Below are 19,673 nucleotides of genomic sequence, written 5' to 3'. Positions count from 1 at the left end.
CGTATTCTAGCCGTCTTCCACGCAAGACGAAGAACCATGGATCGCAAGCTGCTTGACCTGCTGGTGTCGCCGGACACCCGCCAGCCCCTGTCCCTGCTGGATGGCAAGGGCCTGGAAGCCCTCAACAAGGCCATTTCCGCCGGCTCGGTGAACAAGGCCGATGGCAACCCGCTGGCCCAGCCGCTGCGCGAGGCGCTGGTGACCCGCGACCGCAAGCAGGTGTTCCGCGTGGACGACGGCATTCCGGTGCTGCTGGCCGAAGAGGCCATCCCGACCGCGCAGATCGCCGATTTCCCCGCCGCATGACCGCCCTGCCGACGCCGGATGCGGCCCTCGTCGCGGCCGATGTCGCCCGCGCGTTGGCCGAGGACCTGGGCAGCGGTGACGTCACCGCCGCCCTGCTGCCCGACCAGGCCGACAGCGCCTACCTGCTGTGCAAGCAGGATGCGGTGATCGCCGGCCGCCCCTGGTTCGACGCGACGCACCGCGCCCTGGATCCGCAGGTGCGCATCGAATGGCGCGTGGCCGAGGGCGACCGCGTCGCCGCCGGCACCGTGCTGGCCCTGCTGCACGGCCGCAGCCGCAGCCTGGTCAGCGCCGAACGCACCTCGCTCAATTTCCTGCAGACGCTGTCCGGCACCGCCACCACCACCGCCCGCTACGTGGCTGCGGTGGCCGGCACCGGCACGCGCATCCTCGATACACGCAAGACCCTGCCCGGCCTGCGTCTGGCGCAGAAGTACGCCGTGCGCTGCGGTGGCGGCGACAACCACCGCTTCGGCCTGTACGACACGGTGATGCTGAAGGAAAACCACATCCGCGCGGCCGGCTCGCTGCCTGCCGCCGTGGCCGCCGCGCGCCAGCAGTGGCCGTCGCTGCCGCTGGTGGTGGAAGTGGAAGACCTGGACCAGCTGCAGCAGGCACTGGAGGCGGGCTGCGAGCGCATCCTGCTGGACGACTTCGATGCATCGCTGCGCCGCGACGCGGTGCGCATCGCCGCCGGCCGCATTCCTCTGGAAGTGTCCGGCAGCGTCGGCCTGGAGGGGCTGCGCGCGATTGCCGAGGACGGCGTGGACTGCATTTCCATCGGTGGACTGACCAAGCACGTGCAGGCCATCGACCTGTCGCTGAAGCTGGGGCCGCCGCCGGGTTGAGGGTAGATCCGGGGTCAGATCCCTTTTCCGTTGGAAAAGGGATCTGACCCCATGTTCAATTCCGTTCTCACACCCTGCGTTCACGACGTCACTGCGACGCTGCGGCCATCCCCCACAGGAGCCGCGCATGCGCCGGATGCTGTTGCCTGCCTGCCTGCTGCTGGCCGCCGCGCCGCTGTCAGCCGCCGCCGCCGAAGCCTGCGACGTACCTCCGCGCTTCGGCCTGAGCCCGTTGGCCATCTCCATCCGCAACGCCGCCTGCAACGAACACCGGCTGTGGTACCGCCCCTTCATCGATCGCGACGGGCGCGCGGCCAGCCTCAGCGTCACCGAAGCTGAAAGCGAGCACCTGGCCGACAACGGGCTGATCGCCTGGCAACGCGTGGCCAGCTACTGGCGCGACAGCGGCACGCTCAACGCCATGGGCAGCATTCCCGGCGCCAGCAGTTGCCTGGCGCCGCTGGGCACGCGCTACACCGACAGCGACTGCCGCGCCTTCCTCGTGGACAACCCGTGGTCGGCCGCCTTCATTTCCTGGGTGATGACCCGCGCTGGCGTGCCCGGCTTCACCACCTCGCCGCGGCATATCGACTACATCCGCGCCGCCTACCAGGCCGGGCCGTCCGGCGTGCCGTACCGGCTGGTGGACCCGGCCACGGCCAAGCCGGCACCCGGTGACCTGCTGTGCTTCCTGCGCGACCGCAGCAGCACGCTGAGCTACAGCGGGCTGGTGCAGGCACTGGGCAACGGCTCGGTCGGGCACTGGAAATCGCATTGCGAAGTGGTGGTGGCAGCCAACCTCGGCGGCGACCAGACCCTGTACCTGGTGGGTGGCAACGTGATGAACACCGTGGCCATGCGCCTGCTGCAGCTGGACCGCACGGGCCTGATCCAGCTGCCGCCGGCACGCGACCGCAGCAGCACCGGCATCGAGCCCGCCTGCACGCCAGGCCGCGAGGATGAGTGCAGCTTCAACCGCCAGGACTGGGCCGCACTGCTGCAGCTGACGGCACCTGCGTCGCGGGTGGCACCGCCGCCGGTTCCAACGCCGCCGAATGGACAATGAGCGGGGTGGCTTGATCCGCTGCGTGTTCGCCGCCATCTTTGCGGGATCGAACCTGCACGCGTGACGCCATGCCTACCCTGTTGTTGCTGCTGATCGCCGGCGGCATCGTCTACTTCTTCTGGAACGCCGCGCGTTCGGCTGCCGAACGTGCCGTTGAGCTGGGCCGCAATGCGTGCCGCGCCGCCGATGTGCAGTGGCTCGACCAGGCGGTGCACGCCACCGGCATGCGCCTGTCGCGTGGCGAGGATGGCCGGCTCGGCTTCGAGCGCACCTTCAAGTTCGAGTATTCCTACGACGGCATTGATCGCCATGTCGGCCGCATGGTGCTGCGCGGCGACCAGCTGATCTCGTTCACCGGCCCGGGCGCGGCGCGGATCAGCCAGATCCGCGCGGATGTCGAGGAGGCAGAGGACATTTAAGCGGTAAAGGCGTGCCGACCAACGGTCGGCACCCACCCTTGTTTCATGGCGTGCCGACCAACGGTCGGCACCTGCCGTTACTTCACTACGCGCAGGGTCGGGCGACCCTTCGGCGGCGGGCTGGTCGGCGGCCGGTCGTCCGGCGGCGTGTCGCCTGACGGCGTTTCGCCCTCATGCAGCAGCTCGTCGCTGGCCGGTGCCGGCTCGGTGCCCGGAATATCGTCCGGCAGCGCCATGCCCTGCCCGGTCTCGCGCGCGTACACGGCCAGCACCGCGCTGATCGGCACCTGCACCGGATAACTGGTGCCGGAGAAGCGCGCCGAGAAGCTCACCATCTCGTTGTTGATCACCAACTGCACCACCGCGCGCTCGGCGATGTTGAGCACCACCCGGCCATCCTTCACCGCCGAAGGCGGGACCTGGACGCCGGGAACGCCGGCGTCGACCAGGATGTGCGGGGTCAGCTGGTTGTCGTTGATCCATTCCACCAGCGCCCGCAGCAGGTACGGGCGGTGGCTGGTCATGTGGAAGAAGTCGTCGGTCATGCGTGAAGTGTACGCGCCCGACGCCCCTGCCGGGGCGGATCGCCTGCACGCCGGTGGGCATGCAGACGGGATGCGGCCGCCAGGCTCAGCCCGGCAGGTCGCGCAGCTTCTTTTCCTGCTCGGTCAGGCTGCGGACGAAACCGGGGTGGCGGAAGATGCGGTTGCCGTAATCCTCGATGGCCTTGCCATCCTTGGGCAGCGGCACGTCCAGCGACTGCAGGCGCCAGATGATCGGCGCCATGGCGCAGTCCGCCAGGCTCATTTCCGGGTTGAGGAAGAACTTGCTGGCCTTGAACAGCGGCAGCGAGGCGGTCAGCAGCTCCTTCAGCCTCTTGCGGCCGGCCTCGGCCTGGGTCTTGTTGCCCAGCTGGATGGCCTGCACCTGCGGCACCCAGTCGTGTTCGATGCGCAGCATGGCCAGGCGGATGCGCGCACGCGAGAGCGGATCGACCGGCATCAGCGGCGGATGCGGGTAGCGCTCGTCGAGGTACTCGCTGACCACCGAGGCGGCGTACAGCACCAGCTCGCGCTCGACCAGGGTCGGCACCGAGTGGTAGGGGTTGAGGTCGATCAGATCTTCAGGCGGATTCTGCGGGTCGACAGGAACGAAGTCATAGCTGACCCCTTTGGCCGCCAGGACCAGGCGTACCCGGTGGCACAGGACATCATCGTTCGAGGAAAACAGCGTCAGTGTATTGCGCATGCGTACGCTCGCCGCCATCAAAGGCTCTCCCACGACAGGAGACCGCCTGCCGCATCGGCGCCGCCAGCACCGTGCCGGCGGTCGACTCCTCCCCGAGTGTGCAACCGACCATCACAAAAGCCAATAGGCTTTGCGCTGGGGCGGCCGCAGAATCAGTGCACGTCCTTCCAGTATTCCTTCTTCAGCAGGTACAGCAGGAAGGTCAGCAGGGCCAGGAACAGGATCACCCACACGCCCAGCTGCTGGCGCTTAAGTGCGGCCGGTTCACCGGCATATTCAAGGAAGTTGGTGATGTCCCGCACGGCCTGGTCGTACTGCCCGGCATCGACGTTGCCCGGCGATTCCAGGCGCAGGCCGGCGACCGGCGGGTCCATGCCCGGCGCTTCGGCCTTGCCGTGCACCGCGTGCTGCAGGCCCTGCATCTCCCACAGCGGGTTGGGCATGGACGCGTTGGCGAACAGGGCGTTGTTCCAGCCCAGCGGACGGCTGCTGTCCAGGTAGAACGACTTGAGGTAGGTGTAGATCCAGTCGCTGCCGCGTACCCGCGAGATCAGGCTGAGATCCGGCGGCATCTTGCCGAACCATTTCTCGGCCTGTTCCTTGGGCATCGCCACCGGGATCGGGTCACCGATCGCCGAGCCGGTGAAGTTGAGGTTGGCCATCACCTCTTCCTCGCTCAGGCCCAGGTCCTGGGCCATGCGCGAATAGCGCAGGTACTTCAGCGCGTGGCAGCCGGAGCAGTAGTTCATGTACAGCTGCGCGCCGCGCTGCAGCGATGCGCGGTCACCCAGGTCGTTGCCGGCCTGCAGCAGCTTGGTGCCACCCTCGGCGGCGGAGGCCAGGAAACTGCCCAGCATCAGGGTGGCCATCAGGGCCAACCGGACCATCCAGCGATCAGTCATGGGTGGTCACCCTCTCCGGTACCGGCTTGGTCCTGTCCAACCTGGTCCATAGCGGCATGGTGATGAAGAACGCGAAGTACAGGAAGGTCAGCACCCGCCCGACGTAGGTCTCGTGCGCGTCGGTGCCCGGGCCCGAGCCGATCACGCCCAGCCAGACGAAGCACACCGCGAACACCCCCAGCAGCACCTTCGACAGCAGGCCTCGGTAGCGGTAGGACTTGACCCGCGCGCGGTCCAGCCATGGCACCAGGAACAGGATGGCGATGGCCGAGAACATCACCAGCACGCCGCCCAGCTTGTTGGGCACCACGCGCAACATCGCGTAGTACGGCGTGTAGTACCAGACCGGCTTGATGTGCTCGGGCGTCACCAGGCGGTTGGCCTCGGTAAAGTTGTCATGCTCCAGGAACAGGCCACCAAAGGCCGGCGCGAAGAAGATGATGAAGGCCGCAATGATCAGCAGGAAGCCGGCACCGACGCCATCCTTGAGCGTGTAGTACGGGTGGAAGGGAATGCCGTCGGCCGGAGCGTTCGGCGACCAGCGGTTGCCCTTCGGCCCCTTCTTGATCTCCACGCCATCAGGGTTGTTCGACCCCACTTCGTGCAGTGCCCCCAGGTGCAGCACCACCAGCAGCAGCAGCACCAGCGGCAGGGCAATGACGTGCAGGGCGAAGAAGCGGTTGAGCGTGGCGTCACTGGGCAGGTAGTCGCCCATGATCCACTCGGTCAGGCCGTTGCCGATGACCGGTATGGCACCGAACAGCGAGATGATGACCTTCGCGCCCCAGAAGGACATCTGGCCCCACGGCAGCACGTAGCCCATGAAGGCTTCGGCCATCAGCACCAGGTAGATCAGCATGCCGAGGATCCACACCAGCTCGCGCGGTTTCTGGTAACTGCCGTACAGCAGCCCGCGGAACATGTGCAGGTAGACCACGATGAAGAACAGCGAGGCCCCGGTGGAGTGCATGTAGCGGATGAGCCAGCCCCACTCCACGTCCCGCATGATGTATTCGATGGAACCGAACGCCTCGGCGGCGTTGGTCTTGTAGTGCATCGTCAGGAAGATGCCGGTGACGATCTGGTTGACCAGCACCAGCAGCGCCAGGGAACCGAAGTAGTACCAGATGTTGAAGTTCTTCGGCGCGTAGTACTCGCTGACATGCTTGCGGTAGACCGGCATCAGCCCCGGCGCGCGGGCGTTGACCCAGTCGGCCACGCCGCTGGCGGTACGGGCGAGGATATTGGCCATCAGGCTGCCCCCTGCGGATCGACACCGATGATGATGGTGTTGTCGTCCTGGTAATGGTGCGCGGGCACCTTCAGGTTGATCGGCGCCGGCACGTCCTTGAAGACGCGGCCGGACATGTCGAAGCGCGATTTGTGGCAGGGGCAGAAGTAGCCGCCCTTCCACTGCGGGTCGTAGGGCTCGGGCCGGATCTCGGCGACCATTTCAGGCGAACAGCCCAGGTGCGTGCACAGGCCGACCAGCACGGAGATGTCCGGCTTGATCGAGCGCAGCTCGGGGTTCTGCTTGAGCACATAGTCCGGCTGCTGGTCCTTCTCGCCGGACTCGGGGTCCTTGAGACGGCCATCCAGCCCATGCAGTGCATCCAGGATCGCCTTGGACCGTTTGACGATCCAGATCGGCTGGCCACGCCATTCCACGATCAGGCGTTGGCCTTCCTGCAGGGCGCTGATGTCGGCCACCACCGGTGCGCCGGCAAGCTTGGCGCGGGCACTGGGGTTCCAGGATTTGATGAAAGGAACTGCGGTGAATCCGACGCCGACGGCGCCCACCACGGCTGTGGTGGCAGAAAGAAAACGCCGACGTCCGGTGTTGACTGGATCGTGTACCCCATCGTTGGCCATCCGGCACTCCGATATTGATTAGGTAGCTTTAAGGCTGCCAGCGGATCCGGTGGGGGCCAGAGCCGCATTGAATCATGGGCGAGTGTAGCGGAACCGTCTCGCGCCACACAACGCATTGCAACAATCTTTGTAAAGCGTGCCGACTGACAGTCGGCACCTACCGACAGTCGGCACCTACTGCTTGCTCAATTCGGTGCGGTAACGATCGGCCAACTGGCCGACGCGGCGCACGTAGTACTGGGTTTCACTGTAAGGCGGTACGCCACCGTGGCGGTCGACCGCGCCTTCGCCGGCGTTGTAGCCCGCCGCGGCCAGGGTCAGATCGCCATTGAAGCGCTTCAACAACCATGCAAGATACTGCACGCCGCCACGGATGTTCTGGCTGGCGTCGTAGGAATCACTGACCCCGAAGCGTGCGGCGGTCGGTGGCATCAACTGCATCAGGCCCTGCGCGCCGGCGCGGCTGAGCGCGGTCGGGTTGTAGGCCGACTCGGCATGGATGATCGCGCGCACGATCGCTTCTTCCACGCCGAACTCGCGCGCAGCCGAGGAGATCTCGGTCTGGAACGCGGTGGTGTTGAGGCGCACGCTGCCGAAGTCCACGCGCGGGTTGACCCCGCAGGCGTAGCAGCGCTCCATGAAGCTGTAGCGGATGGTGCGCACCGGGCCAAGGTTGGCCACCTGGGTGGGGCGCGCACTGGTGTAGTGGCGCACCCCGTCCTGCATGTACGAATAGACCTGGCCACTGACCATGCGGCCACCGCGCGGCGTGGCAGCGGCCTTGGCTGCGGGTGCAGCGGCGGGCGTGGCGGCGACGACGGGGCTGGCAGCGCTGGCGGCTACCGCGACCGGATTGCGCTCGGCACTGGCCACCTGGGTCGGGGCCGGGGCCGTGCTGGCGGTCTGCACGGGCGCGGCGGCCGGTACCGCGCGCGGCGCAGCCGGGCGGCGGGTATCGCGGGTGTAGCTGATGCTGCTGCAGCGCGCGCCGGGCACGCGCTTGCTGACATAGCTGGTGACGCCGTCGGCGCCCTGGCACTTGAACAGGGTGCCGGCGCTGGCCGGCGCAGCGGTCAGCGCAGCGATGATGATCGCCGTTGTCCCCAGTATCCCCTTCATGGCGGCGAGTGTCCCAGCTTCGCCCGGGCTTGCCAAGCGGCCCCGCTCAGTCCGTGACCGCCGGCACAGCCAGCAGCTGGCCCAGCCCGGCCAGGCGCTGGGCAAGTTCATCCCGCAGTTCCGGCGGGGAGGTCCACAGGGCCAGCGGCAGCCGGTCCAGGCTGAGGATCTGGGCCAGCATCATGCCGCGGCTCTCGGCCCCCATCCGCAGCAGGCAATGGTCGACGCCATCGGGCTCCAGCACCCCGCACCAGGGCGGAATGCGACCCTCCAGCTCGGCCTGGCTGCCCGCCAGGCGAAGGATGGCCTGCAGGATGAAAGGCGCCTGGCTGACCGCCTGCCGGACCATCACATCCGGCGGGGCCGGGGTGCGCCGATGCAGGCCCGGCTGCGGTTGCGGCTGCACCGCGCCCATCCGGTCCACGCGCAGGGTGCGCCAGTCCTCACGCACCAGATCCCACGCCAGCAGGTACCAGCGCCGGCCGTAATTGACCAGGTGCTGGGCCTCGACCTGGCGCTGGGTCACCACGTCCTGCGCGCTGCGGTATTCAAAGGCCAGCCGTGCCGCCTGCCGGCAGTGCTGTGCCAGCCGCCCGAGCAGGCGCGCATCGGTGGCCGGCAGGTCGGACAGGGTGGCGGTGGCCGCGTGCACCTCGCCGGCCTGCTGGCGACGCCGTGCCGGTACCAACGGGTCGAGCTTGGACAGCAGGCCACGCGCGGTGTCGTCGATGCCGGACACGGTGGCCGAGGCGGCCCGCAGGGCGATGGCCAGAGTGGTCGCCTCGTCCTCGTCCAGCAGCATCGGCAGGACCGGCGCACCGGCGCCAAGCCGGTAGCCACCCCCTACCCCGGCCGAGGCCTGGACCGGATAGCCGAGCTCGCGCAGGCGTTCGATGTCGCGACGGATGCTGCGCCGGTCCACGCCCATGCGCTCGGCCAGCTCGGCCCCGGACCAGTGCCGGCGGGCCTGCAGCAGGGCGATCAGTCGCAGCAGTCGGTGGGCGGTATGGCGCATGCGGAATCGAGGACAGAAGTCGTCCGCGATTGTGCCCCAGCATGGCCTCCCGGTTCACCACCCCTCGCAAGGAGCCCTGCCATGACCGCACGCCAGATCACCCTCTACCACGCCGCCCGTTCACGCTCGAGCGGCGCCGTCGCCCTGCTCGAAGCCCTGGACGCCGACTACCGCCTGCAGGTGCTGGATCTGAAGGCTGGCGCCAACCTGGCCCCGGCCTACCTGGCCATCAACCCGATGGGCAAGGTGCCGGCCATCATCCACAACGGCGCGCTGGTGACCGAACAGGTGGCCATCTACCTGTACCTGGCCGACCTGTACCCGGAAGCCGGGCTGGCGCCGCCGATCGGTGACGGGCAGCGCGGGCCCTACCTGCGCTGGATGGCCTTCTACGGTGCCTGCTTCGAGCCGGCCATGACCGACAAGGCCATGCATCGCGAGCCGCCGCCGCGGATGATGTCGCCCTACAACGATGCCGAGACCGTGCTGCAGGTGATCGAGGCGCAGCTGGCGCAGGGGCCGTACCTGCTTGGCGAGACCCTGAGCGCGGCCGACATCCTGTGGGGCAATGCGCTGGGCTGGATGCGCGAGTTCGGACTGGTGCAGCCGGCCCCGGCCACCGCGACCTACATCGACCGGATGAGCACGCTGGCCGCGTTCGACCGGTCCCGCCAGATCGACGCGGAGCTGGTGGCGGCGTAAGGGTAGCCGAGCGTGGGCTCGGCTCTACAGGAGCACGGCGGGCGGCGCGGGATGCGGGTAGAATTGCCCGCTTTCCCGCCACCCGAATGGATTAAGCGCCATGACCGGGACGCCAGACGTCTTCCCGCCCGCCCCGGGCGGTACCCCGCTCGTTGCCCTGCCCGCCGGTCCGCGCAAGCCCGACCAGGTGAAAGGCAAGCTGTACATCAAGACCCACGGTTGCCAGATGAACGAGTACGACTCGGCCAAGATGGCCGACGTGCTTGCCGCCAGCGATGGCCTGGAACTGACCGAGACCCCGGACGACGCCGACGTCATCCTGGTCAACACCTGCTCCATCCGCGAGAAGGCGCAGGAAAAGGTGTTCAGCCAGCTCGGCGTGTGGAAGAGCCTGAAGAACAAGGGCCGTGAAGTCATCATCGGCGTGGGCGGCTGCGTGGCCTCGCAGGAAGGCGAAGCGATCATCAAGCGCGCGCCGTTCGTGGACCTGGTGTTCGGCCCGCAGACCCTGCACCGCCTGCCGGAACTGATCCGCGCCCGCCGCGAGCAGAAGCGCCCGCAGGTGGACATCAGCTTCCCCGAGATCGAGAAGTTCGACCGCCTGCCGGAACCGCGCGCCGAAGGCGCCTCGGCGTTCGTCTCGATCATGGAAGGCTGCTCCAAGTACTGCTCGTTCTGCGTGGTGCCCTACACCCGCGGCACCGAAGTCAGCCGCCCCTTCGAGGACGTGGTGGTGGAAGTGGCGCAGCTTGCCGCGCAGGGCGTGCGCGAGATCAACCTGCTCGGGCAGAACGTCAACGCTTACCGCGGTCCCTACGGTGATGGCGAGTTCGCCGACCTGGGCCTGCTGATCCGCACCATCGCCGAGATCGACGGCGTGGGCCGCATCCGCTTCACCACCTCGCATCCGCTGGAGTTCAGCGATTCACTGATCGACGCGTTCCGCGATGTGCCGCAGCTGGCCAACTTCCTGCACCTGCCGGTACAGGCCGGCAGCGACCGGGTGCTGTCGGCGATGAAGCGCGGCTACACCGCGCTGGAATTCAAGTCGAAGATCCGCAAGCTGCGTGCGGTACGCCCGGACATCTCGATCAGCTCGGACTTCATCGTCGGCTTCCCCGGCGAGACCGATGCCGATTTCGAGAAGACCATGAAGCTGATCGAGGATATCGGCTTCGATCACAGCTTCTCCTTCATCTATTCGCGTCGCCCGGGCACCCCGGCCGCCGACCTGGAGGACACGATCAGTGATGCGGAGAAGCATGCGCGCCTGTCGCGCCTGCAGGAACGCATCAACGCGCATGCGGCCGGCATCTCTGAAAAGATGGTCGGCACCGTGCAGACCGTGCTGGTGGAAGGCCCCTCGCGCAAGAACCCGAATGAGCTGACCGGCAAGACCGAGAACATGCGTTCGGTGAACTTCCCGGCGCCGGCGCGCCTGATCGGCCAGTTCGTGGACGTGGTGATCACCGAGGCACTGACCAATTCGCTGCGAGCACGCGTGGTGGCGGAGTAAGGCGTGCCGGCCAATGGCCGGCCCTGCCGGTCGGATCCCTGCAGGGGCGCCGACCTCGCCAGCATGGAAGGCGTGGTGATTTTTTCACCACGTCATGCAGAGCCTTTTGGTACAAGGCTCTGCGCCACCTATCCACAGGTTGATTGGGCTTCGTTCCACAGCGGATGTGGAGAAGCTGGGGTGTTAGAGCGGGAACAGCCGCGCCGCTACTGCATCCGGTCAGGCAAGCGAAATGATGCCCTCGCAGAGTCCCCATCCCCCTCCTACCCCCCTGGAAAGCCGAGCTTCGCGGTACCAAAGCCGTACTTGGTTTCCATCAGCTTCTTCACCGGGCCCATGCCCTCCACGATCATCTTGCCGTCAGGCGTGCCACACCGCGTGCCCACCTGCGTCCTGCCGTACTGCAGCTCGGCTTCACGACTGCGCTTGGGCCGAGGATCGGGCTCCCACCAGGGGAAATGGGCGTAGGGCTTGTTGGTCGAGACTTCGTAGCGCCAGCACACGAACGAGAGGGTCTCTTTGCCGGCCGCGTCGTAGTCATACACGCGGTAAGAGCTGTAGCCATTGGTGAGCGGCGTGAGCTTCAGCACGCCCTTTCCTGCGTAGGTGCGAAGGTTCTCGGTGTAGCCATCAGCAGGGACCGGGCCGGACAGGATCACCCGGGTGAGCTTGCCGCTTGCGTCGTAGTTTTCCTGCCGATTCAGATCCAGCGTGCGCCATTGGCGTTCGCGGGGATGCTTGGCACCTGGGGAGAAAATTTCGAAAATTCTCTGTCCAGATTGATGCTGGTAATTGCGCACACGCGTGTAGCCAACAATGCCACTGAACTGGTCGCCCGCTGCTCTCAAAGGAACAGCCTCAGCCGGAAACGTATAGCGAAGCTCCTGATTGTGACCGGAGGCTCTCTGCGAAAAAATCGGCGTCATGTCGAACGCCGCAATGGCCGCCGAGTAGCTCTTCAATCGGACCAACCCATGCTCCTCGTTGGAGTCGAAGTGAACTTCCCGGACAGTGTGATCAGCGCCTCCCTCCTTCAAGTAAACCACCCCCTGCCCGGTCCAAGCGCCACTGCGCTCGTCGCCGCCCGCAGGCAGAGTTCCCGTCGTGTCCTTCCCCGCAGAAAGGGTCTTTGGCCTGCGCATATCCACAACTTCAACGCTCCCATCAGGATAGTAGTTGTACCCAGTGACCTGAGACGGCACCTCCTCCATGCTGAGATCCGAGCATTGAAAGGCGGGGTTCAACGATGCTTCCGCCCCCGGCGAGCCAGAAACCATGATCACGCGACCAGCGTTGTCATAACGAACACAGGCCTCTACGGCATTCAGTCGATAGAAGTCCCTGATGCTTCCCTCCCATCCTCCTTGGAACATCGGCCGGGTCAACCGGACCTCTCCCAGCCTTCCACTTGAATTGTAAAAATACGCACGAACTTCATCGAGATAGAAGTAGGGAAAGATCCGCTTCAGAACAGGGTTATCTGGTGACAGCTCATTCCCTGCGGGAGAGGTAGCATGTGCGCCTCCTGTCGTCCTCTTTGCCCAGCTCTCAGTCCGACAGACACGCTTACCACCCTTATCATCTGACTCAAGATAGATGACCTGCCCACCATCCCCATCGAATCCTCTGTTATGAAGGAGAGAGACTCCCGGTACGATTTCCGGAAAACTCACCCTCTTTTTTTCATTAACACTTGGAAGACGATAAGTGACCTTCTCGGCGCTCGATGGCAATAGCCGCATTTCCATTCCGGCTTCAGCCGCCACCAAAGGAGCTTCGGCATCGTTACAAGCAGCACTGACAGATGCGCTGACGGCGAGCATGCCGACTACGAGTAACGTTGCAGAGATACACACGCTTTCACGCGTTAAGCCTTTCATTCCTGTCCTTTTGGCAAATTACCATCGGCGTACCCGATATTGGACCCACTGGCACAGCGCGGCGATATCAGCTCAATTCCCCGGCACAGTCCATGCCACGCAACCGCGTGATCTGTAAGGGGATGCCGACACCCCTCACGAGCTCTGGACAGACTTCTCGCCTTACTCGCCCGGAAAGCCGAGCTTCGTGGTCCCAAAGCCATACTTGGCTTCCATCAGCTTCTTCACCGGGCCCATGCCCTCCACGATCATCTTGCCGTCGGGCGTGCCGCACCGCGTGCCCACCTGCGTCCTGCCGTACTGCAGTTCTGCTTCACGACTACGCTTGGGGCGGGGGTCGGACTCCCACCAGGGGAAATGGGCGTAGGGCTTGTTGGTCGAGACTTCGTAGCGCCAGCAGACGAACGAGAGTGACTCCTTGCCGGTGGCGTCATAGTCGTACACGCGGTAGGAGCTGTAGCCGCTGGTGAGAGGCGTAAGCTTCAAAACGCCCTTTTCTGCGTAGGCGCGCAGGTTTTCGGTGTAGGCGTCAGCAGGGGTCGGGCCGGACAGGATCACCCGGGTGAGCTTGCCGCTTGTGTCGTAGTTTTCCTGGCGTTTCAGATCCAGCGTGCGCCACTGGCGTTCCCGAGGGTGCTTTGCGCCCGGAGCAAAAATCTCGAAGATGCGCTGTCCGGTGCGGTGGAAATACTCACGAACACGCGTATATGCGGTTACGCCGTCAAATTGCCCCTTCAGCACATCTGGCGATACACGCTCTCCAGGGAAGGTGTAGTTCAACTCCCTACCTTCATCCCGACTGCGTTGCTCAAAGACGGGCGTCGCGTCGGATGACGCGATGGCAAAGGATTCACTCTGTATACCAGTAAGCCCTCGCTTATCGCTCATCTGAAACGATGCACCAACGCGGCGGTGGACGTTGCCATCATTGAAGTAAAAATCTCCTTGCGCGTACCAGGCACCATCCGTGACCTCGGTTCCAAAACCGACATCTTCTTGCCCCGCGCCCTCCCCAGGCTTGCGCGTAGCCATCTTGGTCATATCCGAAGCCAAGAATCCATCAGCTCGATAGGCGAAATACCTAGTAACCTTCTTTACAGGCCCATCGCGAAGCTGCGAACACTGAAAGCCCGGACTACCTGAAACACCCGTCTCAGAGCTTTCATTTGCCACTTCAATTCTGCCTTCCTTATCATAGAGCGCACAAAAAATTGTGCTACCACGCGCATTCGCATCAATCTTTCGACTGGATACAAGTAGACCAGACGGATCATAGTGAATGGTGCGAACTTGCCGAAGTTCGAAGTACGGGAGAATCCGCTGGATTGCAGGAAGCGAGCTCGCATCATCGCTACTCACCTTTTGTACTCTTCGCTTCCACTCCTCCACCCGGCAGAGCCTCGGCCCTTGAGGGCCCGGCTCTAGATAGAAGATCGTTCCACCTTCGGAACTGAAAGGCTTGTTCTCCAGTCTTGTGACCTCCGGATAGACGCCAATGCGGATGAATGGTGCGACCTCGTTCGCTCGACTCAGACTTATGTGGAATCGATCAATGGGTTCCGGACTGAAGCGGATCTCTACACTTCTATCCGGCGACGCACTCAGGTCGCCATTCATCGGCACACAGTCAGCAAAGGCGGCGCTTGCGCAGGATACTGCACCGAAAAAGGCCATGACTCTGGGGACAGTATATCTATTCAAACCTGCTCTCCATGTCCTTCGTCGACACTTTGTCTCGCCAGCATCGTACCTCCTCGCAGGTCAGTCCCGAGGGGCAGCGCTGCGATGATCTCGTTAGGCATTGTTGCGGCGGGGTCATCCATGCCGTTGCCCCACAAAAGCGGCATCGCCACCCAAAAGCCTCTGACGCGTGACTCGCCCGCCTTCAGCGCCTCCACAGCTTTTCCCACATTGTGCCGTCCCACCGCGCTGGTCACATAGTCGTTCACGACACTATGTTCCTGCATGAAGTCTGGCTGCAGGTCAGGTGGTTGTGCATACAACATGCGCTTGACATGTCCCTTGTCACTCAGACCCGCAGACGGAAACCCTCCGAATACGGCATCGTACCGCCGAAACGAATCGCGAGGGACGTTGGTAAAAACGCGCTCGTACGTGGTCGCGTTGGAATCCGCTCGCACCCTAATCCCCTTCCACGTAGCGGGACTCGCCGGGTTCTCGATCCTGATACTGGGGCTCTGAATATCGAACCAAGGCAGATACAATGCCGCAGATTCAACAGCGCTGTAGGGCTTATCCTTCTTTTCCGGCAACGGTTGGATTTCCTCCCCCAGGAACTTCCTCCAAAGCTTCATCCGCAGATCCCGCGCAAACTTCCGGGTTATCACCTTTACGCCATTACCCAGGTCCAGCGACTGGGCCGCACCATCCACGATCACCGCGGCGATCTCGGTATCGCCCGTGCCCAGCAGGCTGCGGTCGTTGCAGTTCGCACTTCCAATGATGGCCACGGCGTCGTCCACGATCAGCAGCTTGGAGTGTACGTAACACTATCCAGCTTCAGTCCGAGTTCCTTGCACCCCTTCTTCTCCAGTGCGTGCAGTGCCGTACCCGAAGATCGGGTGATCTGCACGCTGACGTTCCCGGCCTTGCCCGGTCGGGCCAGGTCGCCAAACAGTGCCTGCATGCCGCCCATGGACTGCAGCCACTGATCACTCAAGGGCGTCAGTTCCATCCCGCGCGCCAGCGTGGTCTGCTCCGACAGGCCGGCGACTGGCACGAGGTCGGGATAGAAGACTCGCCCTACTCGCCCGGCAACCCCAGCTTGGTCGTCCCAAAGCCGTACTTGGTTTCCATCAGCTTCTTCACCGGGCCCATGCCCTCCACAATCATCTTGCCGTCAGGCGTGCCGCACCGCGTGCCCACCTGCGTCCTGCCGTACTGCAGCTCGGCTTCACGACTGCGCTTGGGCCGAGGATCGGGCTCCCACCAGGGGAAATGGGCGTAGGGCTTGTTGGTCGAGACTTCGTAGCGCCAGCACACGAACGAGAGGGTCTCTTTGCCGGCCGCGTCGTAGTCGTACACGCGGTAAGAGCTGTAGCCGCTGGTGAGAGGCGTAAGCTTCAAACCGCCCTTCTCGGCGTAGGCGCGCAGGCTTTCGGTGTAGGCGTCACCAGAGACAGGGCCGGACAGAATCACGCGCGTGAGTTTGCCCTTTGCGTCGTAGTTTTCCTGCCGATTCAGATCCAGCGTGCGCCATTGGCGTTCGCGGGGATGCTTGGCACCGGGGGAGAAAATTTCGAAAATTTTCTGTCCAGATTGATGCTCGTACCCGCGGACACGCGTATAACGAGTCAGACCGACAAGCAGGCCCTCCATCACTTCAGGAGGCACGCGCTCACGAGTGAAGGTATAACTCAGCTCTCTACTGCCATCCTTGCTACGCCGCTCAAAAAGCGGCGTAGCATCAGACGGCACGATTTCAAAATTGGAGCCATGAAGTTGAGTGACACCACGCGCATCACTCATCTGGAAAACCAATGAGTCGTACCCGACTCCATTCCCGCGGTTAACGTAGTACAGCTCCCCATACCCCTGCCACGCGCCGTCATCTGCGGCGTCCGCGCTCTGCGTCTCCTCCGGATTCGCCTCTCCCTTGGCAGGAACCAATGACTTCGAAAGCTTCCGCTCCAGCGCACCATCGCCGCGATACTGAAAGTACTCTGTAGCGCTCAGTGATGGTCCATTCCGAAGCTCACTGCATTCAAAGTCACGGCCGAGTGACACTGTGTGGTTGTCGGTTGAAGTTGCAACCTCAACCCTCCCCGCTGCGTCATAGAGTGCGCAGAATTGAGTTTCAGCATTGCCATCGGCATCGACAGACGTCACCGCAGTGATGCGCCCGACACTGTCGTAAACAAAATTTCTTTCACGCTCAACCTTGAAGTACGGGTAGATTCCCCTCACGACCTTCGGGACGCTAACGGGAACGTCCTTTCTGATGGCAGCTCTCCGCACCCATTTCTCTTCTCGAAACACTCGAAGCCCGCCGCGCCCGTCGGGTTCCAGGTAGACAACAGATCCGCCATCTTTACCGAAAGGCCGGTTCTCAAGTTCAGCTGACGGCGTGACGGAAATCGGCACATTCGCAGCGATCACCGTAGGCCTCTCTCCGGAGATTCTTACGACGTTTCGTGACTCAGGCGAAAACCGTACTTGATAGCCGTTCGGCAATGAACTCGACTCATTCCCGGCATCACCAGCCTCAGCTACAACGGGGGCGAGGATCAGGGGGATCATCCAAAGGCGACTCATGCTTCTACCCCTTGATCGGGCGACGAACTTCTGCCACTGGATGCGAGGTAAGACCCAGTCGAAATCGAAATCGGAGCAGCCGCAATGAGTTCTTTGGGCATCGCCGCCGCAGGGTCATCCATTCCATGCCCCCACAGAAGAGGCATCGAAACCCAGAACCCGTGCAGATTCTTTTGATCTTTCATGAAAGCCATGGCTTTCGCGACATTGTGACGACCGACGCTCAGGGTTACCCCGTCAACCATTTCGCTAGGTTCGATCATGAACTCTGGCTGCAGATCCGGCGGTTGCCCATAGAGGCGCCGCAGTTGATGGCCTTTTTCATTGAACCCAGCAGCGGGAAACATATTGAACACCGCATCATAACGTGCCATGGAATCGTCCGGAGTATTAGAGAACACCCGACGGTAGGCAATCATGTTCAAGTCTGCGATCTTCCTAATTTCCTGCCACGTGGACGAGGCAGCTGGGCGCAACACGAAGGATTCCGGGGGCATCTTCTGAAATGGCGGGTAATAGGGCCGTGTGGCGTTCGATTCAGCATACCCGCGAAGCTTCCCGTCATTGAGCGAAATTTCCTCTCCCAGGAACTTCCTCCAAAGCTTCATCCGCAGATCCCGCGCAAACTTCCGGGTTATCACCTTTACGCCATTACCCAGGTCCATCGACTGGGCCGCACCATCCACGATCACCGCGGCGATCTCGGTATCGCCCGTGCCCAGCAGACTCCGGTCGTTGCAGTTCGCACTTCCAATGATGGCCACGGCGTCGTCCACGATCAGCAGCTTGGAGTGTACGTAACACTATCCAGCTTCAGCCCGAGCTCCTTGCCCCCCCCCCTTCTTCTCCAGTGCGTGCAGTGCCGCACCCGAAGATCGCACGATCTGCACGCTGACGTTCCCGGCCTTGCCCGGACGGGTCAGGTCGCCAAACAGTTCCTGCATGCCGCCCATGGACTGCAGCCACTGATCACTCAAGGGCGTCAGTTCCATCCCGCGCGCCAGCGTGGTCTGCTCCGACAGGCTGGCACCTGTCACGAGTTCGGGATAGAAGACTCGCCCTACTCGCCCGGCAACCCCAGCTTGGTCGTCCCAAAGGCGTACTTGGTTTCCATCAGCTTCTTCACCGGGCCCATTCCCTCCACAATCATCTTGCCGTCCGGCGTGCCGCAGCGTGTGCCCACCTGCGTCCTGGCGTACTGCAGCTCGGCTTCACGACTGCGCTTGGGGCGGGGGTCCGCTTCCCACCAGGGAAAATGGGCGTAAGGCTTGTTGGTCGAGACTTCGTAGCGCCAGCAGACGAACGAGAGTGACTCCTTGCCGGTGGCGTCATAGTCGTACACGCGGTAGGAGCTGTATCCGTTGGTGAGCGGCGTGAGCTTCAGCACGCCCTTTTCTGCGTAGGCGCGAAGGTTCTCGGTGTAGCCTTCGTCACCAGAGACCGGGCCGGACAGAATCACCCGCGCAAGCTTGCCATTTGCGTCGTAGTTCTCCTGACGATTCAGATCCAGCCTGCGCCACTGGCGTTCGCTCGGATGCTTTGCCTGCGGTCCGAATACTTCGAAAATCCTGCTATCCGAACGGTGCAGATACTCACGCACACGGGTATAGCCTGTGACTCCTTCAAAGTACCCCTTGGCGACCTCTGGAGGAACACGCTCACCCGGGAACGTGTACCGCACCTCCTGCGACACGCTCCGACTGCGCTCTGCGAAAACTGGAGTGGCGTCAGATGGAACCAGCGTAGCGGAAGGGCTTTGCACCCCTACAAGCCCTCGCTTTTCGCTGCCATAGAAGCGAATGCCAACGATCCGTTTCAGTTCAGCATCGTCGACATTGACGAAGCCCCCCACAGTCCAGGCACCGTCGGTCGCCTCCGTTCCAAGGCCGATGTCCTCGCGGTAGGGATCCTCACCTGGCTTACGGGTGGCCTGCTTGACTACATCGGAAGCGCGCAATCCATCCGGCCGATAAGTGAAGTACCGAGTGGTAACGCGGGATGGCATATCTCGGAGCTGCGAACACTGGAACTCTGGCTTATCCGAGACAATCAACCCAGAACTCTCATTTGCCACTTCTATGCGACCCTTTTCGTCGTAGAGTGCACAGAATGTTGTGACCCTACGCCCTTTCGCATCAACATTCTGAATCGAAGTCAATCCACCAGCCAAGTCATAATGGAGCTCATAGCTCCTGTTCAGCTCGAAATAGGGATACACCGGCCTCACCGCAGGATGCAGGCTCTCAGGCGGCACCTGCCCAATCAATTTGGATTCCCGCCTCTTCCACTCTTCAACGCGGCACAGCCGTTGCCCTTGAGCGCTTTCTTCCAAGTAATAAACAGCACCACCATTCGAGTTGAACGGCTGATTGTGCAGCTCACCGAGGTTTGGTTCGACACTGATCCGTACGTAGGGGGCAACTTTGTTCGCGCGACTAAGGCTGGCGCCTACCGCATCCACCTCGTCTGATGGGCTTGGCCTGAACTTGATCACCATCCCACCAT

At 63.3% G+C, this 19,673-nt stretch carries 20 protein-coding genes and 1 pseudogene; 6 read left to right on the top strand and 15 right to left on the bottom strand.

Going from position 1 to position 19,673, the window contains the following annotated elements; all coding sequences use genetic code 11:
* Positions 1-36: 36 nt before the first annotated feature.
* The 4 genes from C1927_RS07695 to C1927_RS07680 all read left to right on the top strand — a co-directional run bounded on the left by C1927_RS07695 (position 37) and on the right by C1927_RS07680 (position 2,639).
* Complete coding sequence (locus C1927_RS07695; protein WP_108746345.1) at positions 37-306, top strand: Trm112 family protein; 270 nt, start codon at positions 37-39, stop codon at positions 304-306.
* Entirely contained in the window at positions 303-1,154 is an 852-nt protein-coding gene (gene nadC / locus C1927_RS07690) for a carboxylating nicotinate-nucleotide diphosphorylase (protein WP_108746344.1), read from the top strand. The genes C1927_RS07695 and nadC overlap by 4 nt, the downstream gene beginning before the upstream one ends.
* A gap of 127 nt (positions 1,155-1,281) precedes the next feature.
* Positions 1,282-2,220 (top strand): DUF2272 domain-containing protein, encoded by a 939-nt coding sequence (locus C1927_RS07685; protein ID WP_108746343.1) that lies wholly within the window; start codon positions 1,282-1,284, stop codon positions 2,218-2,220.
* 68 nt (positions 2,221-2,288) lie between these two features.
* The gene (locus C1927_RS07680; RefSeq protein WP_108746342.1) at positions 2,289-2,639 is read left to right on the top strand and encodes a DUF3301 domain-containing protein; all 351 of its coding nucleotides are present in this window, start codon (positions 2,289-2,291) and stop codon (positions 2,637-2,639) included.
* Between the two features lie 77 nt (positions 2,640-2,716).
* Here the strand turns inward: C1927_RS07680 and C1927_RS07675 are convergent, their stop codons facing one another.
* The 7 genes from C1927_RS07675 to C1927_RS07645 form a co-directional block, all read right to left on the bottom strand.
* Positions 2,717-3,184, bottom strand: a complete 468-nt coding sequence (locus C1927_RS07675) for a ClpXP protease specificity-enhancing factor (protein ID WP_079221352.1) — start codon at positions 3,182-3,184, stop codon at positions 2,717-2,719.
* A gap of 85 nt (positions 3,185-3,269) precedes the next feature.
* The gene (locus C1927_RS07670) at positions 3,270-3,905 is read right to left on the bottom strand and encodes a glutathione S-transferase N-terminal domain-containing protein (RefSeq protein WP_079221351.1); all 636 of its coding nucleotides are present in this window, start codon (positions 3,903-3,905) and stop codon (positions 3,270-3,272) included.
* A gap of 134 nt (positions 3,906-4,039) precedes the next feature.
* Entirely contained in the window at positions 4,040-4,789 is a 750-nt protein-coding gene (locus C1927_RS07665; RefSeq protein WP_108746341.1) for a cytochrome c1, read from the bottom strand.
* Entirely contained in the window at positions 4,782-6,041 is a 1,260-nt protein-coding gene (locus C1927_RS07660) for a cytochrome bc complex cytochrome b subunit (RefSeq protein ID WP_079221349.1), read from the bottom strand. The genes C1927_RS07665 and C1927_RS07660 overlap by 8 nt, the downstream gene beginning before the upstream one ends.
* Positions 6,041-6,661, bottom strand: a complete 621-nt coding sequence (petA, locus tag C1927_RS07655; protein WP_004151998.1) for a ubiquinol-cytochrome c reductase iron-sulfur subunit — start codon at positions 6,659-6,661, stop codon at positions 6,041-6,043. Before petA ends, C1927_RS07660 begins: the two co-directional genes overlap by 1 nt.
* Positions 6,662-6,835: 174 nt before the next feature.
* Positions 6,836-7,780, bottom strand: coding sequence for a lytic transglycosylase domain-containing protein (locus C1927_RS07650; protein WP_079221348.1), 945 nt, complete (start codon positions 7,778-7,780; stop codon positions 6,836-6,838).
* 46 nt (positions 7,781-7,826) lie between these two features.
* The gene (locus tag C1927_RS07645) at positions 7,827-8,795 is read right to left on the bottom strand and encodes a WYL domain-containing protein (RefSeq protein ID WP_079221347.1); all 969 of its coding nucleotides are present in this window, start codon (positions 8,793-8,795) and stop codon (positions 7,827-7,829) included.
* An 81-nt stretch (positions 8,796-8,876) separates the two neighbouring features.
* On the opposite strand from C1927_RS07645, the gene C1927_RS07640 reads away from it, so the two are divergent.
* Entirely contained in the window at positions 8,877-9,497 is a 621-nt protein-coding gene (locus C1927_RS07640) for a glutathione S-transferase family protein (protein ID WP_108746340.1), read from the top strand.
* 100 nt (positions 9,498-9,597) lie between these two features.
* Complete coding sequence (miaB, locus tag C1927_RS07635; protein ID WP_108746339.1) at positions 9,598-11,013, top strand: tRNA (N6-isopentenyl adenosine(37)-C2)-methylthiotransferase MiaB; 1,416 nt, start codon at positions 9,598-9,600, stop codon at positions 11,011-11,013.
* Between the two features lie 263 nt (positions 11,014-11,276).
* Here the strand turns inward: miaB and C1927_RS21375 are convergent, their stop codons facing one another.
* The 8 genes and pseudogenes from C1927_RS21375 to C1927_RS21360 all read right to left on the bottom strand — a co-directional run bounded on the left by C1927_RS21375 (position 11,277) and on the right by C1927_RS21360 (position 19,665).
* Positions 11,277-12,836, bottom strand: a complete 1,560-nt coding sequence (locus C1927_RS21375) for a hypothetical protein (protein WP_159095323.1) — start codon at positions 12,834-12,836, stop codon at positions 11,277-11,279.
* Between the two features lie 219 nt (positions 12,837-13,055).
* The gene (locus C1927_RS21370; RefSeq protein WP_159095322.1) at positions 13,056-14,510 is read right to left on the bottom strand and encodes a hypothetical protein; all 1,455 of its coding nucleotides are present in this window, start codon (positions 14,508-14,510) and stop codon (positions 13,056-13,058) included.
* An 80-nt stretch (positions 14,511-14,590) separates the two neighbouring features.
* Positions 14,591-15,376 (bottom strand): hypothetical protein, encoded by a 786-nt coding sequence (locus tag C1927_RS21805; RefSeq protein WP_301553988.1) that lies wholly within the window; start codon positions 15,374-15,376, stop codon positions 14,591-14,593.
* 2 nt (positions 15,377-15,378) lie between these two features.
* Complete coding sequence (locus C1927_RS07610; protein ID WP_108746334.1) at positions 15,379-15,588, bottom strand: hypothetical protein; 210 nt, start codon at positions 15,586-15,588, stop codon at positions 15,379-15,381.
* 68 nt (positions 15,589-15,656) lie between these two features.
* Complete coding sequence (locus tag C1927_RS21365) at positions 15,657-17,153, bottom strand: hypothetical protein (protein ID WP_159095321.1); 1,497 nt, start codon at positions 17,151-17,153, stop codon at positions 15,657-15,659.
* 11 nt (positions 17,154-17,164) lie between these two features.
* A pseudogene (locus C1927_RS07600) lies at positions 17,165-17,956 on the bottom strand (phospholipase); the annotation flags it as partial.
* 15 nt (positions 17,957-17,971) lie between these two features.
* A complete protein-coding gene (locus tag C1927_RS07595; RefSeq protein WP_108746331.1) occupies positions 17,972-18,160 on the bottom strand; it encodes a hypothetical protein in 189 nt (62 codons plus the stop codon).
* A gap of 68 nt (positions 18,161-18,228) precedes the next feature.
* A complete protein-coding gene (locus C1927_RS21360; protein ID WP_159095320.1) occupies positions 18,229-19,665 on the bottom strand; it encodes a hypothetical protein in 1,437 nt (478 codons plus the stop codon).
* Positions 19,666-19,673: the final 8 nt, after the last annotated feature.

This window comes from Stenotrophomonas sp. ZAC14D1_NAIMI4_1 (genome assembly GCF_003086775.1).
GTDB lineage: Bacteria > Pseudomonadota > Gammaproteobacteria > Xanthomonadales > Xanthomonadaceae > Stenotrophomonas.
This window is presented reverse-complemented; position numbering and strand designations above follow the sequence as displayed.

What these genes read in the sequence shown, in the direction of transcription:
- C1927_RS07695 (WP_108746345.1), top strand. Translation starts at nt 37, where the DNA reads ATGGATCGCAAGCTGCTTGACCTGCTGGTGTCGCCGGACACCCGCCAG.
- nadC (WP_108746344.1), top strand. Translation starts at nt 303, where the DNA reads ATGACCGCCCTGCCGACGCCGGATGCGGCCCTCGTCGCGGCCGATGTC.
- C1927_RS07685 (WP_108746343.1), top strand. Translation starts at nt 1,282, where the DNA reads ATGCGCCGGATGCTGTTGCCTGCCTGCCTGCTGCTGGCCGCCGCGCCG.
- C1927_RS07680 (WP_108746342.1), top strand. Translation starts at nt 2,289, where the DNA reads ATGCCTACCCTGTTGTTGCTGCTGATCGCCGGCGGCATCGTCTACTTC.
- C1927_RS07675 (WP_079221352.1), bottom strand. Translation starts at nt 3,184, where the DNA reads ATGACCGACGACTTCTTCCACATGACCAGCCACCGCCCGTACCTGCTG.
- C1927_RS07670 (WP_079221351.1), bottom strand. Translation starts at nt 3,905, where the DNA reads ATGGCGGCGAGCGTACGCATGCGCAATACACTGACGCTGTTTTCCTCG.
- C1927_RS07665 (WP_108746341.1), bottom strand. Translation starts at nt 4,789, where the DNA reads ATGACTGATCGCTGGATGGTCCGGTTGGCCCTGATGGCCACCCTGATG.
- C1927_RS07660 (WP_079221349.1), bottom strand. Translation starts at nt 6,041, where the DNA reads ATGGCCAATATCCTCGCCCGTACCGCCAGCGGCGTGGCCGACTGGGTC.
- petA (WP_004151998.1), bottom strand. Translation starts at nt 6,661, where the DNA reads ATGGCCAACGATGGGGTACACGATCCAGTCAACACCGGACGTCGGCGT.
- C1927_RS07650 (WP_079221348.1), bottom strand. Translation starts at nt 7,780, where the DNA reads ATGAAGGGGATACTGGGGACAACGGCGATCATCATCGCTGCGCTGACC.
- C1927_RS07645 (WP_079221347.1), bottom strand. Translation starts at nt 8,795, where the DNA reads ATGCGCCATACCGCCCACCGACTGCTGCGACTGATCGCCCTGCTGCAG.
- C1927_RS07640 (WP_108746340.1), top strand. Translation starts at nt 8,877, where the DNA reads ATGACCGCACGCCAGATCACCCTCTACCACGCCGCCCGTTCACGCTCG.
- miaB (WP_108746339.1), top strand. Translation starts at nt 9,598, where the DNA reads ATGACCGGGACGCCAGACGTCTTCCCGCCCGCCCCGGGCGGTACCCCG.
- C1927_RS21375 (WP_159095323.1), bottom strand. Translation starts at nt 12,836, where the DNA reads ATGCTCGCCGTCAGCGCATCTGTCAGTGCTGCTTGTAACGATGCCGAA.
- C1927_RS21370 (WP_159095322.1), bottom strand. Translation starts at nt 14,510, where the DNA reads ATGAATGGCGACCTGAGTGCGTCGCCGGATAGAAGTGTAGAGATCCGC.
- C1927_RS07610 (WP_108746334.1), bottom strand. Translation starts at nt 15,588, where the DNA reads ATGGAACTGACGCCCTTGAGTGATCAGTGGCTGCAGTCCATGGGCGGC.
- C1927_RS21365 (WP_159095321.1), bottom strand. Translation starts at nt 17,153, where the DNA reads ATGATCCCCCTGATCCTCGCCCCCGTTGTAGCTGAGGCTGGTGATGCC.
- C1927_RS07595 (WP_108746331.1), bottom strand. Translation starts at nt 18,160, where the DNA reads ATGGAACTGACGCCCTTGAGTGATCAGTGGCTGCAGTCCATGGGCGGC.
- C1927_RS21360 (WP_159095320.1), bottom strand. Translation starts at nt 19,665, where the DNA reads ATGGTGATCAAGTTCAGGCCAAGCCCATCAGACGAGGTGGATGCGGTA.